Annotated in this window: 27 protein-coding genes; all 27 read right to left on the reverse strand. The window is 68.7% G+C overall.

All coding sequences use genetic code 11. The features are described 5' to 3' along the window. Positions 1 to 10: 10 nt before the first annotated feature. The 27 genes from C5508_RS04605 to rpsL all read right to left on the reverse strand — a co-directional run bounded on the left by C5508_RS04605 (position 11) and on the right by rpsL (position 16,732). Positions 11 to 625, reverse strand: coding sequence for an adenylate kinase (locus C5508_RS04605; protein WP_104523774.1), 615 nt, complete (start codon positions 623 to 625; stop codon positions 11 to 13). Beyond that, positions 625 to 1,935 (reverse strand): preprotein translocase subunit SecY, encoded by a 1,311-nt coding sequence (gene secY / locus C5508_RS04610; protein ID WP_104523775.1) that lies wholly within the window; start codon positions 1,933 to 1,935, stop codon positions 625 to 627. The genes C5508_RS04605 and secY overlap by 1 nt, the downstream gene beginning before the upstream one ends. Before the next feature lie 157 nt (positions 1,936 to 2,092). Next, the gene (gene rplO / locus C5508_RS04615; RefSeq protein ID WP_104523776.1) at positions 2,093 to 2,536 is read right to left on the reverse strand and encodes a 50S ribosomal protein L15; all 444 of its coding nucleotides are present in this window, start codon (positions 2,534 to 2,536) and stop codon (positions 2,093 to 2,095) included. Between the two features lie 10 nt (positions 2,537 to 2,546). Beyond that, entirely contained in the window at positions 2,547 to 2,726 is a 180-nt protein-coding gene (gene rpmD, locus C5508_RS04620; RefSeq protein ID WP_104523777.1) for a 50S ribosomal protein L30, read from the reverse strand. A 1-nt stretch (position 2,727) separates the two neighbouring features. Continuing rightward, the gene (gene rpsE, locus C5508_RS04625; RefSeq protein ID WP_104523778.1) at positions 2,728 to 3,357 is read right to left on the reverse strand and encodes a 30S ribosomal protein S5; all 630 of its coding nucleotides are present in this window, start codon (positions 3,355 to 3,357) and stop codon (positions 2,728 to 2,730) included. Positions 3,358 to 3,406: 49 nt separating this feature from the next. Further along, the gene (rplR, locus tag C5508_RS04630; protein WP_104523804.1) at positions 3,407 to 3,814 is read right to left on the reverse strand and encodes a 50S ribosomal protein L18; all 408 of its coding nucleotides are present in this window, start codon (positions 3,812 to 3,814) and stop codon (positions 3,407 to 3,409) included. Beyond that, the gene (rplF, locus tag C5508_RS04635) at positions 3,814 to 4,353 is read right to left on the reverse strand and encodes a 50S ribosomal protein L6 (RefSeq protein ID WP_104523779.1); all 540 of its coding nucleotides are present in this window, start codon (positions 4,351 to 4,353) and stop codon (positions 3,814 to 3,816) included. Before rplF ends, rplR begins: the two co-directional genes overlap by 1 nt. 14 nt (positions 4,354 to 4,367) lie before the next feature. After that, positions 4,368 to 4,772: a 30S ribosomal protein S8 gene (rpsH, locus tag C5508_RS04640; protein ID WP_456297897.1), complete on the reverse strand. Its 405-nt coding sequence runs from the start codon at positions 4,770 to 4,772 to the stop codon at positions 4,368 to 4,370. A gap of 169 nt (positions 4,773 to 4,941) precedes the next feature. After that, positions 4,942 to 5,127 (reverse strand): type Z 30S ribosomal protein S14, encoded by a 186-nt coding sequence (locus tag C5508_RS04645; protein WP_040338541.1) that lies wholly within the window; start codon positions 5,125 to 5,127, stop codon positions 4,942 to 4,944. Between the two features lie 19 nt (positions 5,128 to 5,146). Continuing rightward, complete coding sequence (gene rplE, locus C5508_RS04650) at positions 5,147 to 5,746, reverse strand: 50S ribosomal protein L5 (protein ID WP_104523781.1); 600 nt, start codon at positions 5,744 to 5,746, stop codon at positions 5,147 to 5,149. A gap of 5 nt (positions 5,747 to 5,751) precedes the next feature. Beyond that, positions 5,752 to 6,099: a 50S ribosomal protein L24 gene (gene rplX, locus C5508_RS04655; RefSeq protein ID WP_456297898.1), complete on the reverse strand. Its 348-nt coding sequence runs from the start codon at positions 6,097 to 6,099 to the stop codon at positions 5,752 to 5,754. Positions 6,100 to 6,101: 2 nt separating this feature from the next. Continuing rightward, positions 6,102 to 6,470, reverse strand: coding sequence for a 50S ribosomal protein L14 (gene rplN / locus C5508_RS04660; RefSeq protein ID WP_091929103.1), 369 nt, complete (start codon positions 6,468 to 6,470; stop codon positions 6,102 to 6,104). Positions 6,471 to 6,683: 213 nt separating this feature from the next. After that, on the reverse strand, positions 6,684 to 6,974 hold the full coding sequence (gene rpsQ / locus C5508_RS04665; protein WP_104523782.1) for a 30S ribosomal protein S17: 291 nt from the start codon (positions 6,972 to 6,974) through the stop codon (positions 6,684 to 6,686). After that, entirely contained in the window at positions 6,971 to 7,204 is a 234-nt protein-coding gene (gene rpmC / locus C5508_RS04670; RefSeq protein WP_089336468.1) for a 50S ribosomal protein L29, read from the reverse strand. The genes rpsQ and rpmC overlap by 4 nt, the downstream gene beginning before the upstream one ends. Further along, positions 7,204 to 7,620, reverse strand: coding sequence for a 50S ribosomal protein L16 (rplP, locus tag C5508_RS04675; protein ID WP_104523783.1), 417 nt, complete (start codon positions 7,618 to 7,620; stop codon positions 7,204 to 7,206). The genes rpmC and rplP overlap by 1 nt, the downstream gene beginning before the upstream one ends. Before the next feature lie 3 nt (positions 7,621 to 7,623). Further along, positions 7,624 to 8,550 (reverse strand): 30S ribosomal protein S3, encoded by a 927-nt coding sequence (gene rpsC / locus C5508_RS04680; protein WP_104523784.1) that lies wholly within the window; start codon positions 8,548 to 8,550, stop codon positions 7,624 to 7,626. Further along, the gene (rplV, locus tag C5508_RS04685; protein ID WP_104523785.1) at positions 8,550 to 9,014 is read right to left on the reverse strand and encodes a 50S ribosomal protein L22; all 465 of its coding nucleotides are present in this window, start codon (positions 9,012 to 9,014) and stop codon (positions 8,550 to 8,552) included. Before rplV ends, rpsC begins: the two co-directional genes overlap by 1 nt. Before the next feature lie 20 nt (positions 9,015 to 9,034). Further along, on the reverse strand, positions 9,035 to 9,316 hold the full coding sequence (gene rpsS / locus C5508_RS04690; RefSeq protein ID WP_029340037.1) for a 30S ribosomal protein S19: 282 nt from the start codon (positions 9,314 to 9,316) through the stop codon (positions 9,035 to 9,037). A 23-nt stretch (positions 9,317 to 9,339) separates the two neighbouring features. After that, on the reverse strand, positions 9,340 to 10,173 hold the full coding sequence (gene rplB / locus C5508_RS04695; RefSeq protein WP_104523786.1) for a 50S ribosomal protein L2: 834 nt from the start codon (positions 10,171 to 10,173) through the stop codon (positions 9,340 to 9,342). Positions 10,174 to 10,221: 48 nt separating this feature from the next. Then, positions 10,222 to 10,524 carry a 50S ribosomal protein L23 gene (rplW, locus tag C5508_RS04700; protein WP_104523787.1) on the reverse strand — a complete coding sequence of 101 codons (303 nt, stop codon included), beginning with the start codon at positions 10,522 to 10,524 and terminating at the stop codon, positions 10,222 to 10,224. After that, positions 10,521 to 11,312, reverse strand: a complete 792-nt coding sequence (rplD, locus tag C5508_RS04705; RefSeq protein WP_232796913.1) for a 50S ribosomal protein L4 — start codon at positions 11,310 to 11,312, stop codon at positions 10,521 to 10,523. Before rplD ends, rplW begins: the two co-directional genes overlap by 4 nt. Beyond that, positions 11,309 to 11,974, reverse strand: coding sequence for a 50S ribosomal protein L3 (rplC, locus tag C5508_RS04710; protein ID WP_104523788.1), 666 nt, complete (start codon positions 11,972 to 11,974; stop codon positions 11,309 to 11,311). The genes rplD and rplC overlap by 4 nt, the downstream gene beginning before the upstream one ends. Positions 11,975 to 11,989: 15 nt before the next feature. Beyond that, the gene (gene rpsJ, locus C5508_RS04715; RefSeq protein WP_014377994.1) at positions 11,990 to 12,295 is read right to left on the reverse strand and encodes a 30S ribosomal protein S10; all 306 of its coding nucleotides are present in this window, start codon (positions 12,293 to 12,295) and stop codon (positions 11,990 to 11,992) included. 122 nt (positions 12,296 to 12,417) lie between these two features. Continuing rightward, positions 12,418 to 13,611 carry an elongation factor Tu gene (gene tuf / locus C5508_RS04720; protein ID WP_104523789.1) on the reverse strand — a complete coding sequence of 398 codons (1,194 nt, stop codon included), beginning with the start codon at positions 13,609 to 13,611 and terminating at the stop codon, positions 12,418 to 12,420. Positions 13,612 to 13,703: 92 nt separating this feature from the next. Continuing rightward, the gene (gene fusA, locus C5508_RS04725) at positions 13,704 to 15,803 is read right to left on the reverse strand and encodes an elongation factor G (RefSeq protein ID WP_104523790.1); all 2,100 of its coding nucleotides are present in this window, start codon (positions 15,801 to 15,803) and stop codon (positions 13,704 to 13,706) included. An 84-nt stretch (positions 15,804 to 15,887) separates the two neighbouring features. Beyond that, on the reverse strand, positions 15,888 to 16,358 hold the full coding sequence (gene rpsG, locus C5508_RS04730) for a 30S ribosomal protein S7 (protein ID WP_104523791.1): 471 nt from the start codon (positions 16,356 to 16,358) through the stop codon (positions 15,888 to 15,890). Then, positions 16,358 to 16,732: a 30S ribosomal protein S12 gene (gene rpsL, locus C5508_RS04735; RefSeq protein WP_014377998.1), complete on the reverse strand. Its 375-nt coding sequence runs from the start codon at positions 16,730 to 16,732 to the stop codon at positions 16,358 to 16,360. Before rpsL ends, rpsG begins: the two co-directional genes overlap by 1 nt. Positions 16,733 to 17,272 lie beyond the last annotated feature (540 nt).

The following is a 17,272-nucleotide window of genomic DNA, read 5'->3' on the forward strand; positions in this document are numbered from 1 at the left end:
GGGCGACGGCTCAGACGGCCGCCGGCTGACCGGCCTCGCCGTTCCCGTCGACGCCCAGCGCACGCAGGGCCCGGCTCGTGACCTCTTCGATCTCGCCGATCGCGTCGATGCGCGCCAGCAGGCCCTCGCCCTCGTAGAACCCCGCCACGGGCGCGGTCTGTTCCCGATAGACGTGCAGCCGGTGCCGGACGGTCTCGGGCTTGTCGTCGTCGCGCTGGACCTCTTTGCCGTCGACGATCATGCGGCGGCCGGACAGCCGCCGGACCAGCTCGTCCTCGTCGACGACGAGCTCGAGCACGCGATCGAGCTCCTGACCCAGGTCGGTCAGGGAGTCCCGGAGCTGCTCCGCCTGCGGGATGCTGCGCGGGAATCCGTCGAGCAGGAAGCCGGACTCGGCGTCGGCCTCGGCCAACCGGTCCTTCACCATCGCGACGGTGATCTCGTCGGGAACGAGGTTCCCGGCGTCCAAGTAGGTCTTGACCTGCTTGCCGAGGTCGGTCTGCCCGCTCACGTTCGCCCGGAAGATGTCGCCGGTCGAGATCGCGGGGACACCGAGCTTGCCGGCGATGATCTGCGCCTGGGTTCCCTTGCCCGCTCCGGGAGGGCCCAGGAGGACGATGCGCACTACTTCAGGAACCCTTCGTAGTTCCGCTGGTTGAGTTGCGTCTCGATCTGCTTCACCGTCTCCAACCCCACTCCGACCATGATCAGGACCGCGGTGCCACCGAACGGGAAGTTCTGGTTCTGCCCCGGCTGCGTGAGCGACAGGAACAGGTTGGGCAGCACGGCGACCAGCCCCAGGTAGATCGACCCCGGGAGGGTGATCCGGGACAGCACGTACTGCAGGTACTCGGCCGTGGGCCGGCCCGGACGGATACCGGGGATGAAGCCGCCGTAGCGCTTCATGTCGTCGGCCCGCTCCTCCGGGTTGAACGTGATCGACACGTAGAAATACGTGAAGAAGACGATCAGCCCGAAGTACAGCGCCACGTGGACGGGGCTGCTCTGGTCGATGATGTAGTTCTCGAAGAACCGCCGCACCGCTCCGGTCTCGTTGCCCTGCAACTGGGTGACCAGCTGGGGCAGGTAGAGCAGGGACGAGGCGAAGATGACCGGGATGACGCCGGCCTGGTTGACCTTCAGCGGCAGGTAGGTGGAGGTACCGCCGTACATGCGGCGCCCGACCATGCGCTTGGCGTACTGCACCGGGATGCGGCGCTGCGCCTGCTCGACGTAGACCACCGTGCCGATGATCAGGACCGCGATGACGCAGACGACCGCGAAGACGATGCCGCCGCGGGACTGGAGGATCGCACCACCCTCGGCGGGGATGCGCGCCGCGATCGAGGTGAAGATCAGCACGGACATGCCGTTGCCGATCCCCTTCTCGGTCAGCAGCTCGCCGAGCCACATGATCAGGGCGGTGCCGGCAGTGAGGGCGATGACGAGGACCACCGTCGTCCACACGGAGCTCGACGGGATGATCGACTCGCTGCAGTTGGGGAACAGCTGCCCGCTGCGCGCCAGCGCGATGATCCCGGTGCTCTGCAGGACCGCCAGGGCGATCGTGAGATAGCGGGTGTACTGGGTCAGCTTGGCCTGACCCGACTGCCCTTCCTTCTTCAGCTGCTCGAACCGCGGGATCACGACCACCAGCAACTGCACGATGATGCTGGCCGTGATGTACGGCATGATGCCCAGCGCGAAGACGGAGAGCTTCAGCAGCGCGCCACCGGAGAACAGGTTGACCAGGGAGTAGATGTCCCGCTGGTCCGAAGCCTGCGCCTGCTCCAGGCAGCTGTTGATGGCCTCCACCGAGACCCCGGGCCCGGGCACCTGGGCGCCCAGCCGGTAGACGGCGATGATCGCCAGGGAGAACAGCAGCTTGCGCCGGAGGTCTGGCGTCCGGAACGCCGCAGCGAACGCCTGCAGCACGTGCCCTCCCCTGATCGGTCGAGTGAGGTTAGCAATCGGCCCGCCCCGCGGTTGCGCGGGGCGGAGAAAGTCGAAGGACCCCCGCGCCCCCCGCCGCTCGCAAGCTCGCGGCGCGGCCCCGGGAAGGGGCCTGGGGCAGGGGGGTCCTTCGTCTCGTTCAGATACGGGTGGTGCTGCCCCCGGCCGCGCCGATCTTGTCGGCGGCGGACGCGGAGAAGGCGTGCGCCTGGACGTCGACCTTCACGCCACCGAGGTCACCGGTGCCGAGCACCTTGACCGGGTGACCGCGACGGACCGCGCCGGCGTCCACGAGGGTGTCAGGGTTGACCTGACCGCCCTGCGGGAACAGCGCCGCGATCCGGTCGAGGTTGACGACCTGGAAGACGACCTTGTTGGGGTTCTTGAAGCCCGAGAGCTTGGGCAGCCGCATGTGCAGCGGGGTCTGCCCACCCTCGAACCGGGCGTGCGTGTTGCCACGCGCGCCGGTGCCCTTGGTGCCGCGACCGGCCGTCTTGCCCTTGGAGCCCTCACCACGACCCACGCGGGTCTTGGCGGTGTGGGCGCCCGGGGCCGGGCGCAGGTGGTGAACCTTCAGAGTCATAGCGAGTTCCTCAGACCTCTTCGACGGTGACCAGGTGGGGAACCGTCGCGACCATCCCGCGGATCTCGGGACGGTCCTCCTGGACGACCTGGTCGTTGATCCGCTTCAGGCCCAGGGAACGCAGCGTCTGGCGCTGGTTGGGCTTGACGCCGATCGCGGACTTGATCTGGGTGACCTTCAGCTGCGCCATCTCAGACCCCCTGACCCGCGCGGGCACGCAGCATGGCGGCCGGGGCGACGTCCTCGAGCGGCAGACCACGGCGAGCCGCGATCTCCTCGGGGCGGACGAGGTCCTTCAGCGCCTGCATGGTGGCGTGCACGATGTTGATCGGGTTCGACGAGCCGAGGCTCTTCGAGAGCACGTCGTGGATGCCCGCGCACTCGAGGACGGCGCGCACCGGACCACCGGCGATGACACCGGTTCCCGGGCTGGCCGGCTTGAGCAGCACCACACCGGCCGCCGCCTCACCCTGCACCGGGTGCGGGATGGTGCTGGCGATGCGCGGCACGTTGTAGAAGTGCTTCTTGGCCTCCTCGACACCCTTGGCGATCGCCGCGGGCACCTCCTTGGCCTTGCCGTAGCCCACGCCGACCTTGCCGTCGCCGTCGCCCACGATCACCAGGGCGGTGAAGCTGAAGCGACGACCACCCTTGACGACCTTGGACACGCGGTTGATGGCGACCACGCGCTCGATGTAGTTGCTCTTCTCGGCCGGAGCGCCGCCGGGGCCCCGCCCGCCGTCACGACGGTCGCGGCGGTCGTTACCGCCGGCGCCACCGGGGCCTCCGGTGCCTCCGCCGCGTCGCTGTGGTCCTGGCATCAGAGGTCCCTCTCGATCTGCTCGCTCGTGCTGGTGCGGTGGGTGGTCATCAGAAGTCCAGCCCACCCTCGCGGGCACCATCGGCCAGGGCGGCGATGCGCCCGGCGTAACGGTTGCCACCGCGGTCGAAGACGACCGCCGAGACGCCGGCGGCCTTCGCGCGGTCGGCGATCAGCGCACCGACCTGGCGGGCCAGGGCGCTCTTGTCGCCCTCGGCACCCCGCAGGCTGGCGTCCATCGTCGACGCGCTGGCCAACGTGCGACCGACGGTGTCGTCGACCAGCTGCACGTGGATGTGCCGCGACGAGCGCTTGACCACCAGGCGCGGACGCTCCGGGGTTCCCTCGACGCGCTTGCGCAGCCGGTTGTGGCGACGCAGCCGCGAGACGCGGCGCGCCGTACTGATGTCGGTGCCCACGGGCTTGTGGACCCGAACGGCCTTCTCTGCCTGAGCCATCACTTACCCGTCTTCCCGACCTTGCGCTTGATGACCTCGCCCTGATACCGCACGCCCTTGCCCTTGTACGGATCGGGCTTGCGGATCTTGCGGATCTTGGCTGCGACCTCGCCGACCAGCTGCTTGTCGATCCCGGTGACCCGCAGGCGGGTCGGGGACTCGACGGCGAAGGTGATGCCCTCGGGCGCCTTCACGGGCACCGGGTGGCTGAAGCCCAAGGCGAACTCGAGGTCCGAGCCGCGCGCCTGGACGCGGTAGCCGACGCCGACGATCTCGAGGGTCTTGGTGTAGCCCTCGGTGACGCCGGTGATCATGTTGGCGATCAGAGTCCGCGAGAGCCCGTGCAGGGCGCGGTTCTGCCGCTCGTCGTTGGGGCGCTGAACCTTCAGCGTGCCGTCCTCGTCGCGCTCGACGGTGATCGGGGCGGCGACGGTGTGGCTCAGGTTCCCCTTGGGGCCCTTCACGTTGACCGTCCGGCCGTCGATGGCGACGTCGACACCACTGGGCACGGCGATCGGGAGTCGTCCGATCCGTGACATTCTCGTTCGCTCCCTTACCAGACGTAGGCGAGGACTTCCCCACCCACGCCCTTCTTGTTCGCCTGCTTGTCGGTCAGCAGCCCGGTCGACGTCGAGATGATCGCCACGCCGAGGCCGCCCAGCACCTTGGGCAGCGAGGTGGACTTCGCGTAGACCCGCAGACCGGGCTTGGACACGCGCCGGACTCCGGCGATGCTCCGCTCCCGGTTGGGGCCGTACTTCAGGTCGATGTGCAGCTGCTTGAAGGTGGAGCCGTCCTTCTCGACGTCCTTCACCGTCCAGCCGGCGATGTAGCCCTCCTGCTGGAGGATCTCCGCGATGTGCGTCTTCAGCTTCGAGGACGGCATGACCGCGGCGTCGTGATACGCCTGGTTGGCGTTACGCAGACGCGTGAGCATGTCCGCGATGGGGTCGGTCATCGTCATGTCGGGTGTTGCCTCTCTCGCCGCGGTTCCTCATGCGCTGGGTCTCGGAGACTTGGCGCTGGGCCTCTCGGCGATCGGTGGTGCTCGGTAGGTGACTTACTGGAACGGCCCCGCTGCAGGGTCCCGCGCCGAGGTACGAGGCGGGGGGGGCAGCGGGGTCCTTCTACCAGGAGCTCTTCTTCACGCCGGGGAGCTCCCCGGCGTGCGCCATCTCTCGCAGACAGATTCGGCACAGGCCGAACTTGCGGAAGACGGCGTGCGGACGACCGCAGCGCTGGCAGCGCGTGTAGCCGCGGACCGCGAACTTGGGCTTGCGGGCCGCCTTGTTGATCAGAGCCTTCTTGGCCATCAGTCTCTCCTGCCCCGGCTCAGCGGGTCGTGTTCACGACGGTCAGGCCGGCGAAGGGGAATCCGAGCTGACGGAGCAGCTCGCGACCCTCCTCGTCGGTCGTGGCGGTGGTGACCAGCGTGATGTCCATACCGCGCTGCCGGTCGATCTTGTCGACGTCGATCTCGCGGAACATCGACTGCTCGGTCAGGCCGAACGTGTAGTTGCCGTGGCCGTCGAACTGCTTGGCGTTCAGGCCACGGAAGTCGCGGATACGCGGCAGGGCCAGGGCCAGCAGCCGGTCCAGGAACTCCCACATGCGGTCGCCGCGGAGGGTGACCTTCGCGCCGATCGGCATGCCCTCGCGCAACTTGAACTGCGCGATGGACTTGCGGGCGCGGACGACGGCGGGCTTCTGGCCGGTGATGGCGGTGAGGTCGCGGACCGCGCCGTCCATCAGCTTCGCGTCACGGGTCGCCTCGCCGACGCCCATGTTGACCACGATCTTGGTCAGCCGCGGGATCTGCATGACGTTGTCGTAGCCGAACTCCGTCTGGAGGGCCGGCACGATGGCCTCGCGGTAGTGGGCGAGCATGCGGGGCAGCTCACGGGTGGGGGCGGTCCCCTGAGGAGAAGTCATGGTGATCAGAGGTCCTTACCGGTGCGCCGCGAAACCCGGATGTTGCGGCCTTCCTCGTCCTTGCGGTAGCCGACCCGGGTCGGCTTGCCCTCGGAGTCGACGACCATCACGTTGCTCACGTGGATGCGCGCCTCCTGGGTGACGATCCCGCCCTGCTGGGCGCCGCGCTGGTTGGAGCTGATCCGGGTGTGCTTCTTCACCCGGCCGACGCCCTCCACCAGGACCTTCTGGTCCTTCGGGTAGGCGGCGATGACCCGACCCTGCGCACCCTTGTCCTTGCCGGACAGCACGAGGACGGTGTCGCCCTTCTTGACCTTCATCGACGGGGTCTTCCCGCTGGCAGCCTGAGCCATGATCACAGCACCTCCGGGGCGAGCGAGATGATCCGCATGAAGCGCTTGTCGCGCAGTTCACGGCCGACGGGACCGAAGATGCGCGTGCCGCGCGGGTCGCCGCTGTCGCGGATGATGACCGCGGCGTTCTCGTCGAAGCGGATGTAGGAACCGTCGGGGCGACGGCGCTCCTTCACCGTGCGGACGACGACGGCCTTGACCACGTCGCCCTTCTTCACGCCGGCGCCGGGCAGCGCGTCCTTCACGGTGCCGACGATGACGTCACCGATGCCCGCGTAGCGTCGCCCCGAGCCGCCGAGCACCCGGATGCAGAGGATCTCCTTCGCACCGGTGTTGTCGGCGACACGCAGTCGCGACTCCTGCTGGATCACGTCCTACTCCCCAAACTTGTGGTGACAGCCGGGCCGGATCGGTGAACCGGCTGTCCGGGACCCTGCGTGCGGACGCACCGGCGGCTGAGGCCGCCGGTGCGTCCGAGCGCGGGAACCGGGATGCGGCACACCCGCGGGCGCGCCAGTGGTCCAGCGTACTCGCTACCGCTGGACCGATGGACCGCGGCCCCTGAGGGCCGCGGTCCGGGGGTGCTACTTGGCCTTCTCGATGACCTGAACGAGCCGCCACCGCTTGGTGGCCGACATCGGACGGGTCTCCATGATCTGCACGCGGTCACCGATGCCGGCGACGCCCTGCTCGTCATGCGCCTTGAGCTTGCTGGTCCGACGGATGACCTTGGCGTACAGGCCGTGCTTCACGCGGTCCTCGACCTCGACGACGATGGTCTTCTCCATCTTGTCGCTGACGACGAGGCCCTCGCGGACCTTGCGGTAGCCACGGCCGGCCAGGCCGGGGCCCGACGACTCCTGGGTCTCGCTCATGCCACACCCTCGTTCGGGGCGACGGAGAGACCCAGCTCGCGCTCGCGCATGATCGTGTAGATCCGGGCGATGTCGCGGCGGACGGTCTGCAGTCGCCGGTTGTTGTCCAGCTGGCCGGTGGCCACCTGGAAGCGCAGGTTGAACAGTTCTTCCTTCGACTCGCGCAGCCGCGCGGCGAGCTCGTCGACAGAGAGCTCGCGCAGCTCGGGAGCGGTCAGACCGGCGGCCATCACACTTCTCCTTCACGCGTGATGAAGCGGCACTTCATCGGCAGCTTGTGGATCGCCCGGCGCATGGCCTCGCGGGCCACGGGCTCGGCGACACCGGACAGCTCGAACAGCACGCGACCGGGCTTGACGTTGGCCACCCACCACTCGGGCGAACCCTTACCGGAACCCATGCGGGTCTCGGCCGGCTTCTTGGTCAGCGGACGGTCGGGGTAGATCGAGATCCACACCTTTCCGCCACGCTTGATGTGCCGCGTCATGGCGATACGAGCGGACTCGATCTGGCGGTTGGTCACGTAGGCCGGCTCGAGAGCCTGGATCGCGAACTCACCGAAGTTGATCTCGGTGCCGCCCTTGGCCCGGCCGGACCGGCTCGGGTGGTGCTGCTTGCGGTGCTTGACGCGCCGTGGGATGAGCATGGCTCAGCTCTCCGTGTTCTCGGTTGCGGCGGTCGCGGCGGCCGCGGTGGCCTCCGGGCCGGCGACCTCGGCGACGGTCGTCTCCGGGGCCACGTCGCCCGACGTGACGGCGACGGTGCTCTCGGCGGTGTCGGCAGTGCTGGTCCCCGGCCCCCCCGTGGAGGACTCCACCGCGGCGCGGCCGGCCTCGGTACCGCCGGCGGTGGTGCCCGAGGAGCCCGAACGACGGGGACGCTGGGGGCGCTCGCGGCGCTGGCCCTGCCGCTCGGCGAGCGCCTCGAGGGCCGCACGCTCGGCGCGCGATCCGCTGACGTCACCCTTGTAGATCCACACCTTGACGCCGATGCGACCGAAGGTCGTCCGGGCCTCGTAGATGCCGTAGTCGATGTTCGCGCGGAGCGTGTGCAGGGGCACGCGGCCCTCGCGGTAGAACTCCGAGCGGCTCATCTCCGTGCCGCCGAGGCGACCGGAGCACTGCACGCGGATGCCCTTGACCTGGGGGCTGCGCTGCGCCGACTGCATCGCCTTGCGCATGGCACGACGGAAGCTCACCCGGCTGGAGAGCTGCTCGGCGACGCCCTGCGCGACCAGCTGCGCGTCCGACTCGGGGTTCTTCACCTCGAGGATGTTCAGCTGCACCTGCTTGCCGGTGAGCTTCTCCAGCTCGCCGCGGATGCGGTCGGCCTCGGCACCGCGACGGCCGATGACGATGCCCGGCCGGGCGGTGTGGATGTCGACGCGAACCCGGTCACGGGTGCGCTCGATCTCCACCTTGGAGATGCCGGCCCGCTCCATGCCCTTGGACATGAGCTTGCGGATCGCGACGTCTTCCTTGACGTAGTCCTTGTACAGCTTGTCCGCGTACCACCGGGACTTGTAGTCGGTGGTGATCCCGAGTCGGAACCCGTGCGGGTTGACCTTCTGACCCACTAGCGGGTCCCTCCCCTCGTGTTGTTCGTCTGCTGCGTGGCCGGGCCCGACATGCCGGTGTCCCGGCGCGCCTTGCGCGACTTCTGCGCGAGGACGTCGCTGGTGGCGACCTCGCTGACCTCGACGGTGATGTGGCTGGTCCGCTTGTTGATGCGGAACGCCCGGCCCTGCGCACGCGGACGGATCCGCTTGAGCGTGGGCCCCTCGTCGACGTAGGCGGCGCTGACCACGAGCGCAGCCGGGTCCAGCTGCAGGTTGTGCTCGGCGTTGGCCACCGCGCTGGCGACGACCTTGGCAACCGGCTCGCTGGCCGACTGCGGCGCGAAGCGCAGCAGAGCCAGGGCCTCGTCGGTGGGCAGGTAGCGGATGAGGTCCACCACCCGGCGGGCCTTCATGGGGGTCACGCGGACGAACCGGGCCGTAGCCCGGGCGACCGGCGCCTCCTGTCCCAACTGGGAAGTCATCTGAATCTCTCTCTACCTGGTCAGCCCCGCCGCGAGCGGCGGTCGTCCTTGATGTGCCCACGGAACGTGCGCGTGGGGGCGAACTCGCCGAGCTTGTGCCCGACCATCGCCTCGGTCACGAACACCGGCACGTGCTTGCGGCCGTCGTGCACCGCGAGGGTGTGACCGAGCATGTCCGGGATGATCGTCGAACGACGCGACCAGGTGCGGATCACGTTCTTGGTGCCCTTTTCGTTCTGAGCGTCCACCTTCTTGAGCAGGTGGTCGTCGACGAACGGGCCCTTCTTCAGGCTGCGTGGCATCTCTGTCGGACTCCTCTTCCCGCTCAGCGCTTCTTGTTGGCGCGCCGGCGGCGCACGATCATGGCGTCACTGGCCTTCCGCTTGCGCGTCCGGCCCTCCGGCTTGCCGTTCGGGTTCACCGGGTGGCGACCACCGGACGTCTTGCCCTCACCACCACCGTGCGGGTGGTCGACCGGGTTCATGGCCACACCGCGGACGGTCGGGCGCTTGCCCTTCCACCGCATGCGGCCGGCCTTGCCCCAGTTGATGTTCGACTGCTCGGCGTTGCCGACCTCGCCGACGGAGGCGCGGCAGCGCACGTCGACGTTGCGGATCTCGCCCGAGGGCATGCGCAGCTGGGCGAACCGACCCTCACGGGCGACCAGCTGGACGCTGGTACCCGCGGAGCGGGCGATCTTCGCGCCACCACCGGGACGGAGCTCGATGGCATGAACCACCGTGCCGACCGGGATGTTCCGGAGCGGCAGGTTGTTGCCCGGCTTGATGTCGGCGGCGGGGCCGCACTCCACCGTGTCGCCCTGCTTGAGGCGGGCCGGCGCGATGATGTAGCGCTTCTCGCCGTCGGCGAAGTGCAGCAACGCGATGCGCGACGTGCGGTTCGGGTCGTACTCGATGTGCGCGACCTTGGCCGGCACGCCGTCCTTGTCGGCACGACGGAAGTCGATCACCCGGTACGCGCGCTTGTGACCACCGCCCTGGTGACGAGCGGTGACCTTCCCGTGCACGTTGCGCCCGCCACGACCGTGCAGCGGTCGGACCAGCGACTTCTCGGGGTGGTCGCGGGTGACCTCGGCGAAGTCGGCGACACTCGAGCCGCGGCGGCCCGGCGTCGTCGGCTTGTACTTGCGGATAGCCATTGCTGACTCAGTCCCTGTCTTTTATCTCTGGTCCGTCGGTCCGGGCGCTCAGGCGCCCGGGCCCCCGAAGATCTCGATGCGGTCGCCCGCGGCCAGCGACACGATGGCGCGCTTGGTGTCCTTGCGCTTGCCCATCTGTGCACCCCGGCTGCGCTTGCGCTTGCCCTGGCGGTTGATCGTGTTCACGCCGAGGACCTTCACGTTGAAGATCTGCTCGACCGCGATCTTGATCTGCGTCTTGTTGGCATCCGGGCGCACGATGAACGTGTACTGGTTGCCGTCGATCAGGCCGTAGCTCTTCTCGGAGATGACCGGGGCCAGCAGGACGTCCCGGGGGTCGCGGACGCTCATGCCTTCTCCTCGGTGGTCTCTTCGACGGTGCCCTCGCCGACGGCGGGGGCGATGGACGGAACGCCACCGGAGATCTCGTGGGTGGCGAGGTCGGGCAGCTCGGCGCCGGCGCCCTTGCCCTTGGCCGGTCCGGCCACGTACTCGGCCAGCGCGGCCTCGGTGAAGATGACCTCGTCGGCCACCAGCACGTCATAGGTGTTGAGCTGACCGGCCTCGATCAGGTGCACCTGCGGCACGTTGCGCAGGCTGACCCAGTTGAGGACGTCCTCGCGGTCGAGCACGACCAGCACCCGCTTGGCCTGGGTGACGGCGTTCAGCGTGGCCAGCGCGGCCTTCGTCTTGGGGGCGTCGCCGTCGACGAACGCCGAGACCACGTGGACCCGGCCCTCACGGGCCCGGTCGGAGAGGGCACCGCGCAGAGCGGCGGCCTTCATCTTCTTCGGGGTCTTCTGCGTGTAGTCGCGCGGCTGCGGCCCGTGGACGGTGCCACCGCCGGTGAACTGCGGTGCGCGGATCGAGCCCTGGCGGGCCCGGCCGGTGCCCTTCTGGCGGTAGGGCTTGACGCCACCGCCGCTGACCATGGCCCGCGTCTTGGTGGCGTGCGTGCCCTGACGGGCCGCGGCCAGCTGGGCCACGACGACCTGGTGCATCAGGGAGACGTTCGCGTTGGCGTCGAAGAGCTCACCGGGCAGCGTGACGCTGCCGGTGGTGTCCCCCGCCGGGGTGCGGACATCGACCTGGCGGTCGGTGCGCGTCTCGGTGGTCGCGCCGTTGATGGACGTGGTCACTTCGTCTCACTCCCCACGGGGCCGCCCTTGACCGCGGAACGGACGAGGAGCAGACCACCCTTCGGCCCGGGAACGGCACCCTTGATCAGGATGAGCCCGCGCTCCACGTCGACCTTGTGCACGACCAGCGACAGCGTGGTCGTCTTGACCGCGCCCATGCGGCCGGCCATCTTCAGGCCCTTGAACACGCGGCCCGGGGTGGACGCGCCACCGATGGAACCGGGCGAACGGTGCTTTCGCTGGGTGCCGTGCGACGCGCCGAGGCCCTTGAAGCCGTGACGCTTCATGACGCCGGCGGTGCCCTTGCCCTTGCTGGTGCCGATGACGTCGACCTTGGCCACGCCGTCGAACACGTCGGCGGTCAGCTCCTGGCCGACCGTGTAGGTGCCGGCGTCCTTCGTGCGCAGCTCCACCAGGTGGCGCCGCGGCGTCACGCCCGCCTTGGTGAAGTGCCCGCCCTCGGGGCGGTTCACCTTGCGCGGGTCGATCTCACCGAAGCCGAGCTGGACGGCCGAGTAGCCGTCGACCTCGGGGGTGCGCACCTGGGTCACCACACACGGGCCCGCCTTGACGACGGTCACCGGCACGAGGCGGTTGTTCTCGTCGAAAACCTGGGTCATCCCCAGCTTCTCGCCGAGGAGACCGCGAAATGTGCTCGCCATGTCTGCTGACTGCCCTTACTGAATGTTGACGTCGACCGAGGCCGGCAGGTCGATGCGCATGAGCGCGTCGACCGTCTTCGGCGTCGGGTCGAGGATGTCGATGAGCCGCTTGTGCGTGCGCATCTCGAAGTGCTCGAACGAGTCCTTGTACTTGTGCGGCGAACGGATCACCGCGTACACGTTCTTCTCCGTCGGCAGAGGCACCGGGCCGACCACACGCGCTCCGGTCTTGGTGACCGTCTCCACGATGCGCCGCGCCGAGGCGTCGATCGCCTCGTGGTCATAGGCCTTCAGCCGGATGCGGATCTTCTGTCCCGCCATCGCTGTCTTCTGCTCCTGCCGATCGGTTGTGAAAGTTCGAGTGGGTCTGTTGACCCGGGGTCCGGGCGTGGCCCGGGCTGGCGGGCGGCGGCCGGCTTGCGGCCGCCGCCCGTCAGGGGGTGCTACTTGAGGATCTTGGTGACCCGGCCGGCACCTACGGTACGGCCACCCTCACGGATGGCGAAGCGCAGGCCCTCCTCCATGGCGATGGGCTGGATCAGCTCCACCGTCATCTCGGTGTTGTCGCCGGGCATGACCATCTCGGTGCCCGAGGGCAGGGTCACGACACCGGTGACGTCCGTCGTCCGGAAGTAGAACTGGGGACGGTAGTTGTTGAAGAACGGCGTGTGACGGCCACCCTCGTCCTTCGAGAGGATGTAGACCGAACCCTCGAAGTTGGTGTGCGGGGTGATCGAGCCGGGCTTCACGACGACCTGGCCGCGCTCCACGTCCTCACGCTTGATGCCGCGGAGGAGCAGACCGACGTTGTCACCGGCCTGGCCCTGGTCGAGCAGCTTGCGGAACATCTCGACGCCGGTGACCGTCGTCTTCGTCGAACCCTCGCGGATGCCGACGATCTCGATCTCCTCGGAGACCTTGACGATGCCACGCTCGACGCGGCCGGTGACGACCGTGCCACGACCGGTGATGGTGAAGACGTCCTCGACGGGCATGAGGAACGGCTTGTCGATCTCGCGCTCCGGCTCCGGGATCGCCGAGTCGACGGCGTCCATGAGCTCCATGAGCTTGTCGCCCCACTCGGCGTCGCCCTCGAGGGCCTTCAGCGCCGAGACGCGGACCACGGGGACGTCGTCGCCCGGGAACTCGTACTCGGAGAGCAGCTCGCGGACCTCGAGCTCGACGAGCTCCAGGATCTCCTCGTCGTCGACCATGTCGGCCTTGTTCAGCGCGACGACGATGTAGGGGACGCCGACCTGGCGGGCCAGGAGCACGTGCTCCTTGGTCTGCGGCATCGGGCCGTCGGTGGCAGCGACCACCAGGATCGCGCCGTCCATCTGGGCGGCACCGGTGATCATGTTCTTGATGTAGTCGGCGTGCCCGGGGCAGTCGACGTGCGCGTAGTGACGGTTCTCCGTCTGGTACTCCACGTGCGCGATCGAGATCGTGATGCCGCGGGCCTTCTCCTCGGGCGCCTTGTCGATCTGGTCGAACGCGGACGCCTCGTTGAGGTTCGGGTACTTGTCGTGCAGGACCTTGGTGATCGCCGCGGTCAGCGTCGTCTTCCCATGGTCGATGTGCCCGATGGTGCCGATGTTGACGTGCGGCTTGGTCCGCTCGAACTTGGCCTTGGCCACTGGGGGTTCCTCTCCTCGTGGTTACGCAGGTGGTGCGTGCTCTGGGGTGGGGCTGTGCTCGGGGAGCGCGGGCCTGCGGGCCCGCCCTCCGGTTACTCGCCGGTCGCCTTGGCGATGATCTCCTTGGCGACGTTGGCCGGGACCTCGGCGTACGAGTCGAACACCATCGAGTAGCTCGCCCGTCCCTGGGTGCGGCTGCGCAGGTCGCCCACGTAGCCGAACATCTCCGACAGCGGCACCAGGGCCCGGACGATGCGGGCGCCGGAGCGCTCCTCCATCGCCTGGATGATCCCGCGGCGGGAGTTGAGGTCGCCGATGACGTCGCCCATGTTCTCCTCGGGCGTGGTCACCTCGACCGCCATCAGCGGCTCGAGCAGGGCCGGGCTGGCCTTGCGCGCCGCCTCCTTGAAGGCGATCGATCCGGCGATCTTGAAGGCCATCTCCGAGGAGTCGACCTCGTGGTACTGACCGTCGAGCAGGCTGGCCTTGACGCCCACCATCGGGTAGCCGGCCAGGACGCCGTACTGCATGGCGTCCTGCATGCCTGCGTCGACCGAAGGGATGTACTCCTTCGGGATGCGGCCACCGGTGACCTTGTTCTCGAACTCGTAGGTCGCCGAGTCGGCGGACATCTCCAGCGGCTCGATCGCGATCTGGACCTTCGCGAACTGCCCGGAGCCACCCGTCTGCTTCTTGTGGGTGTAGTCGTAGCGCTCGACGGCCTTGCGGATCGTCTCGCGGTAGGCCACCTGCGGCTTGCCGACGTTGGCCTCGACGTTGAACTCGCGGCGCATGCGGTCCACCAGGATCTCCAGGTGGAGCTCTCCCATGCCGGAGATGACGGTCTGGCCGGTCTCCTCGTCGAGGCGGACCTGGAAGGTCGGGTCCTCCTCGGCGAGCTTCTGGATCGCCGTGCCCAGCTTCTCCTGGTCGCTCTTGGTCTTCGGCTCGATCGCGACCGAGATGACCGGCGCGGGGAACGTCATCGACTCGAGGATCACGGGCTTCTGCGGGTCGCAGAGGGTGTCACCCGTGGTCGTCTGCTTCAGGCCGTTGACCGCCACGATCTGACCGGCACCCACGCCATCGCGCTCCTCGCGCTTGTTGGCGTGCATCTGGTAGATCTTGCCGATCCGCTCCTTGCGGTCCTTGGTGCTGTTCAGCACCGGGGAACCGGCGTCCAGGCGACCGGAGTACACACGGACGTAGGTGAGCTTGCCGAGGTGCTGGTCCGTCTGGATCTTGAACGCCAGAGCGGAGAACGGCTCGTCCTCGTCGGCGTGCCGCAGCACCTCGGTCTCGCCGTCGAGCGCGGTGCCGACGATCGCCTCGATGTCCAGCGGGCTGGGGAGGTAGTCCACGACCGCGTCGAGCAGGGGCTGCACGCCCTTGTTCTTGAAGGCGGTCCCGGTCAGCACGGGGTTGACCTGGCCGGCGATGGTGGCCTTGCGGATGGCGGCCTTCAGACGGTCGACGGCGATGTCCTCGCCACCGAGGTAGTCCTCCATCAGCGAGTCGTCGAAGTCAGCGATGTTCTCGAGCAGCTTCTCGCGGTACTCGGCGGCCTGGTCGGCCAGCTCGGCCGGGATCTCCTCGACCGCGTAGTCCTCGCCCATCTTGGTCTCGCCGCGCCACGTGAGGGCGCGCATCTCGACCAGGTCGACGACGCCGAGGAAGTCGGCCTCGGCACCGATCGGCAGCTGCAGCACCAGCGGGTTGGCGCCCAGGCGCTCGACCATCATGTCGACGCAGCGGAAGAAGTCGGCACCCGTGCGGTCGAGCTTGTTGACGAAGCACATGCGCGGGACGCCGTACTTCTCGGCCTGCCGCCAGACCTGCTCGGTCTGCGGCTCGACACCGGCGACACCGTCGTAGACGGCGACGGCACCGTCGAGAACGCGGAGCGAACGCTCCACCTCGACGGTGAAGTCGACGTGCCCGGGGGTGTCGATGATGTTGATGTCGTGGCCGTTCCAGGAGCACTTCGTCGCGGCCGACGTGATGGTGATGCCGCGCTCCTGCTCCTGCTCCATCCAGTCCATCGTGGCCGCGCCGTCGTGGACCTCACCGATCTTGTACGTGATGCCGGTGTAGAAGAGGATGCGCTCGGTCGTGGTGGTCTTGCCGGCGTCGATGTGCGCCATGATCCCGATGTTGCGGGTCTTGCGGAGCTGGGCCTCGTTGCTGGCCATTGCTTCCCCTCTTGGTTCAGGTCCGTGTGCGGGTGCCGGGGATCGCCCGGGAGTCCCGCCGACGGCGGGCGCTGGTCGCGTGCGTTACCAGCGGTAGTGCGCGAAGGCCTTGTTCGACTCGGCCATCTTGTGCGTGTCCTCGCGCCGCTTGACGGCGGCACCGAGGCCGTTGCTCGCGTCGAGCAGCTCGTTCATCAGGCGCTCGGTCATCGTCTTCTCGCGGCGAGCCCGGCTGTACTGGATCAGCCAGCGCAACCCGAGCGTGGTGCTGCGGGAGGCGCGGACCTCGACCGGCACCTGGTAGGTCGCGCCACCGACACGGCGGCTGCGGACCTCGAGGGCCGGCTTCACGTTGTCCAGGGCGCGCTTGAGCGTGACGACCGGGTCGGTGTCGCTCTTGGCGCGGGCGCCCTCGAGGGCGCCGTAGACGATCGCCTCGGCGACAGAGCGCTTGCCGTCGACCAGCACCTTGTTCACCAGCTGGGTGACCAGGGGCGACTGGTACACCGGGTCGGCGATCAGCGGACGCTTCGGCGCGGGACCCTTGCGCGGCATTAGCTCTTCTCCTTCTTGGCGCCGTACTTGCTACGAGCCTGCTTGCGGTTGCGGACGCCCTGGGTGTCCAGCGAGCCGCGGATGATCTTGTAACGCACACCCGGGAGGTCCTTCACCCGGCCACCGCGCACCAGCACCATCGAGTGCTCCTGCAGGTTGTGGCCGACGCCCGGGATGTAGGCGGTCACCTCGATGCCACTGGTGAGGCGGACGCGGGCGACCTTCCGCAGCGCCGAGTTCGGCTTCTTCGGCGTGGTCGTGTACACGCGGGTGCACACGCCGCGGCGCTGGGGGGAACCCTTCAGCGCCGGCGTCGTGGTCTTGACGACCTTGTCCTCGCGGCCCTTGCGGACCAGCTGGTTGATCGTGGGCATGGGTGGCCTTGATCTCCTACCTGCGCTGGGGTGGTGCTGTCCGGTGTCTTGCTACTGCTCATTGCCCTGGTGGTGCCGGGTGCCGGATCCCGTGGGGGAACCTTCCCGAGTGCTGCCGTGTTCCATCTCCGGTCCACGCGGTCGGGTGTGTCGCCCTCCCCGGGACCGGTCCGATGAAGGACCGAACTCGGTTGCCCCTCGCGACTCGGCGCCGCCAGCCTCCGGTCACCGCGCTGGGCGCGGCCCGGCGGATGGTCCCCGGCGACCGGGAGGCATGGCCTCCTGGTCACCCAGGCGCACCGCGAACGGGAGCAGGCCCAGGGCACCCTGGGCACGGCTGACCACGATACCCGTGCGCTCTGGGCGGGTCAAAGCCGGGTCCCTCACACCAGGCCAGGACTGCCGCCACGCGCCCCTGCGGGGTCGACGCCGGAGGCCGGACATTACCGCCGCCGGCCGTCCGCGGACAGGTCCGCCGCTCCGGAGGACCGACCGATAGCGTGCGGACGGCGCCAACGGTGGTGCCGGGACACAGAGGAG

The sequence above is a fragment of the Blastococcus atacamensis genome (assembly GCF_002938425.1).
GTDB classification, from domain to species: domain Bacteria; phylum Actinomycetota; class Actinomycetes; order Mycobacteriales; family Geodermatophilaceae; genus Blastococcus; species Blastococcus atacamensis.

Coding starts and splice junctions, on each gene's coding strand:
- rplO (WP_104523776.1), bottom strand. CDS start 2,536: ATGACTCTGAAGGTTCACCACCTGCGCCCGGCCCCGGGCGCCCACACC.
- rpmD (WP_104523777.1), bottom strand. CDS start 2,726: ATGGCGCAGCTGAAGGTCACCCAGATCAAGTCCGCGATCGGCGTCAAG.
- rpsE (WP_104523778.1), bottom strand. CDS start 3,357: ATGCCAGGACCACAGCGACGCGGCGGAGGCACCGGAGGCCCCGGTGGC.
- rplR (WP_104523804.1), bottom strand. CDS start 3,814: ATGGCTCAGGCAGAGAAGGCCGTTCGGGTCCACAAGCCCGTGGGCACC.
- rplF (WP_104523779.1), bottom strand. CDS start 4,353: ATGTCACGGATCGGACGACTCCCGATCGCCGTGCCCAGTGGTGTCGAC.
- rpsH (WP_456297897.1), bottom strand. CDS start 4,772: ATGACCGACCCCATCGCGGACATGCTCACGCGTCTGCGTAACGCCAAC.
- C5508_RS04645 (WP_040338541.1), bottom strand. CDS start 5,127: ATGGCCAAGAAGGCTCTGATCAACAAGGCGGCCCGCAAGCCCAAGTTC.
- rplE (WP_104523781.1), bottom strand. CDS start 5,746: ATGACTTCTCCTCAGGGGACCGCCCCCACCCGTGAGCTGCCCCGCATG.
- rplX (WP_456297898.1), bottom strand. CDS start 6,099: ATGGCTCAGGCTGCCAGCGGGAAGACCCCGTCGATGAAGGTCAAGAAG.
- rpsQ (WP_104523782.1), bottom strand. CDS start 6,974: ATGAGCGAGACCCAGGAGTCGTCGGGCCCCGGCCTGGCCGGCCGTGGC.
- rpmC (WP_089336468.1), bottom strand. CDS start 7,204: ATGGCCGCCGGTCTGACCGCTCCCGAGCTGCGCGAGCTCTCTGTCGAC.
- rplP (WP_104523783.1), bottom strand. CDS start 7,620: ATGCTCATCCCACGGCGCGTCAAGCACCGCAAGCAGCACCACCCGAGC.
- rplV (WP_104523785.1), bottom strand. CDS start 9,014: ATGACTTCCCAGTTGGGACAGGAGGCGCCGGTCGCCCGGGCTACGGCC.
- rpsS (WP_029340037.1), bottom strand. CDS start 9,316: ATGCCACGCAGCCTGAAGAAGGGCCCGTTCGTCGACGACCACCTGCTC.
- rplB (WP_104523786.1), bottom strand. CDS start 10,173: ATGGCTATCCGCAAGTACAAGCCGACGACGCCGGGCCGCCGCGGCTCG.
- rplW (WP_104523787.1), bottom strand. CDS start 10,524: ATGAGCGTCCGCGACCCCCGGGACGTCCTGCTGGCCCCGGTCATCTCC.
- rplC (WP_104523788.1), bottom strand. CDS start 11,974: ATGGCGAGCACATTTCGCGGTCTCCTCGGCGAGAAGCTGGGGATGACC.
- rpsJ (WP_014377994.1), bottom strand. CDS start 12,295: ATGGCGGGACAGAAGATCCGCATCCGGCTGAAGGCCTATGACCACGAG.
- fusA (WP_104523790.1), bottom strand. CDS start 15,803: ATGGCCAGCAACGAGGCCCAGCTCCGCAAGACCCGCAACATCGGGATC.
- rpsG (WP_104523791.1), bottom strand. CDS start 16,358: ATGCCGCGCAAGGGTCCCGCGCCGAAGCGTCCGCTGATCGCCGACCCG.
- rpsL (WP_014377998.1), bottom strand. CDS start 16,732: ATGCCCACGATCAACCAGCTGGTCCGCAAGGGCCGCGAGGACAAGGTC.